This window comes from Nocardiopsis sediminis (genome assembly GCF_042650565.1).
Classification (GTDB): domain Bacteria; phylum Actinomycetota; class Actinomycetes; order Streptosporangiales; family Streptosporangiaceae; genus Nocardiopsis_B; species Nocardiopsis_B sediminis.
On sequence record NZ_JBHSBH010000015.1, the window covers coordinates 994,855 to 997,192 of the forward strand.

Annotated in this window: 2 protein-coding genes; both read right to left on the bottom strand. The window is 72.5% G+C overall.

Annotated features, from left to right (window positions below):
- Positions 1 to 61 precede the first annotated feature (61 nt).
- On the bottom strand, positions 62 to 997 hold the full coding sequence (locus tag ACFOVU_RS26890) for an ABC transporter substrate-binding protein (protein ID WP_378538047.1): 936 nt from the start codon (positions 995 to 997) through the stop codon (positions 62 to 64).
- Positions 998 to 1,323: 326 nt separating this feature from the next.
- On the bottom strand, positions 1,324 to 2,338 hold a 1,015-nt coding region (locus ACFOVU_RS26895; protein ID WP_378538048.1), incomplete at its 5' end, for an AAA family ATPase.

The following is a 2,338-nucleotide window of genomic DNA, read 5'->3' on the forward strand; positions in this document are numbered from 1 at the left end:
CCGCCAGCCCGGCCACCGCGACGGCCAGCGGCGGCCAGGCCCGGCGGGAGCGTCGCACCGGCTAGCCCTGGTCGGCGGCGGTGACGGCCTCGGCCACGCTCGCGGCGAGGTCGGTGACGCGCGGGCCCCAGCGCGAGGCGATGTCGGGGTCGAGCTCGACAATGTCGCCGTTGCGCGCGGCCGCGATGCCGTCGAAGGCGGGGCGGTCCGCCAGGTCGTCGGCCGCGTCGGCGCCGCCGTAGGCGAGGAAGACGAGGTCGGGGTCCTGCTCCACGATGTACTCGGCCGACAGCTGCGGGTAGCCGCCCGCGGTGTCATCGACGGAGTCGGCGATGTTGGTCAGGCCGAACTCGGCGTATATCTGGCCGATGAAGGTGTCGGAGGTGACGGAGTACATGCCGTCGTCGAGCTCGTGGTAATAGCTGAGGTCGGTGTCGCCGATCTCCTCGCGTGCCGCCTCCACGATGCCGTCGACCTCGGCCTCGACCTCGCCGGCCGCCTGGGCGGCCTCGTTGGCGTGGCCGGTGGCCTCGCCGAGCAGGCGCATCTGGGCGTAGGTGTCGTCGAGGGTGACGGCCGCCGGCATCACGAGCACGGGGACGTCGATCTGCTCCAGCTGCTCCGCGGTCTCCTCGGCTTCGCGGGCGAGGACGACGAGGTCGGGGTCGTGCTCGCTGATGGCCTCGACGCTGGGGGTGAATCCCGACAGGTCGGTGACCGGGGCCTCCTCCGGGAAGTTCGAGTACTCGTCAACGGCGGTGACCTGGTCGCCGGCGCCGATGGCGAAGAGCATCTCGGTGCTCGACGGCGACAGCGACACGATGCGCTCGGGTGCGGTGTCGAGGGTGACCTCGCCGCGGGCGTCGGTGACGGTCCCGGGGAAGCCTTCGGCGGGGGTGGCGCCGGACTCGGATTCGGGGGACCCCTGGCCGCCGCAGGCGGACAGGGTGAGTGCCGCCAGGACCAGGACGGCCGACGTTGGGCGTGCGATGCGCACGGGACTCCTTCTTCTTGCGTGAAGGGGATGGGGGGAGGTCGAGGAGCCCGCCGAACGCGTGGACGGACCGCCCTTCCCACGAGGACAGTGGACGCCGGCATCGTGGAGGCGACCTGGCTCGTCCCGCCGGGGGCCGGCGGGCATCACAGTTGCGGGACAGCGCCGGGTTCGCCGGGCGCCTCGGCGCGCCGGTACCGGACTTCGCTCACACGATGCCGTTGACCTGCCGGAATCCACCGGCAGGGCAACATGTCCACTTTAGTCGGTCGGATTTCGGGCGCCGCCGCGGCCCGCACCCCGCCGTCCCGCACACCACGGCGGGCGGCCTATGCCTGCTTGGCGCGGTCCAGCTTCTGGCTGATCACCTGGGAGATCCCGTCGCCCTGCATGGTGACGCCGTAGAGGGCGTCGGCGGCCTCCATGGTGCGCTTCTGGTGGGTGATGACGATGAGCTGGGACGACGCCCGCAGCTCCTCGAAGATCACCAGCAGGCGTTGCAGGTTGGTGTCGTCGAGCGCCGCCTCGACCTCGTCCATGACGTAGAACGGCGACGGCCGCGCCTTGAAGATGGCCGCCAGGAACGCCACCGCCGTCAGCGACCGCTCACCGCCCGAGAGCAGCGACAGCCGCTTGACCTTCTTGCCCGGCGGCCGCGCCTCGACCTCGATGCCGGTGGTGAGCATGTCGTCGGGCTCGGTGAGGATGAGCCGGCCGTCGCCGCCGGGGAACAGCCGCCCGAAGATCAGCGCGAACTCCCGCTCCACGTCGTGGTAGGCGGCGGAGAACACCTCCTGGACCCGGGCGTCGACCTCCTGGACGACGGTCAGCAGGTCGCGGCGGGTCTTCTTGAGGTCCTCCAGCTGGGTGGTGAGGAATGCGTGGCGCTCCTCCAGCGCGGCGAACTCCTCCAGGGCCAGCGGGTTGATCCGGCCGAGCTGGCCGAGCTGGCGCTCGGCGCTGCGGGCGCGCTTCTCCTGCACCTCACGGACGTAGGGGACGGGCACCGCTTCGTCGTCGGGCGCTCCCGGCGGGGGCGGCACCGGGACCCGCGGGCCGTACTCCGCGATGAGGGTCGCGACGTCGACCCCCATCTCCTCGACCGCCTTCAGTTCGAGCTGCTCCAGGCGCAGCCGGCGCTCGGCGCGGGCGACCTCGCTGCCGTGCACGACGTTGACCAGCTTCTCCAGCTCCACCGACAGCTCGCGGACGCGGGCGCGCACCGTCTTCAGCTCGGCGTCGCGGGCGGCGCGCTCCTCCTCGGCCGCCTTCCGCTCGGTGTCGGCGCCGGCCAGCGAGACGTCGATGCGCAGCAGCGCCCGGCCGGCGCCGTCGGCGACCGCG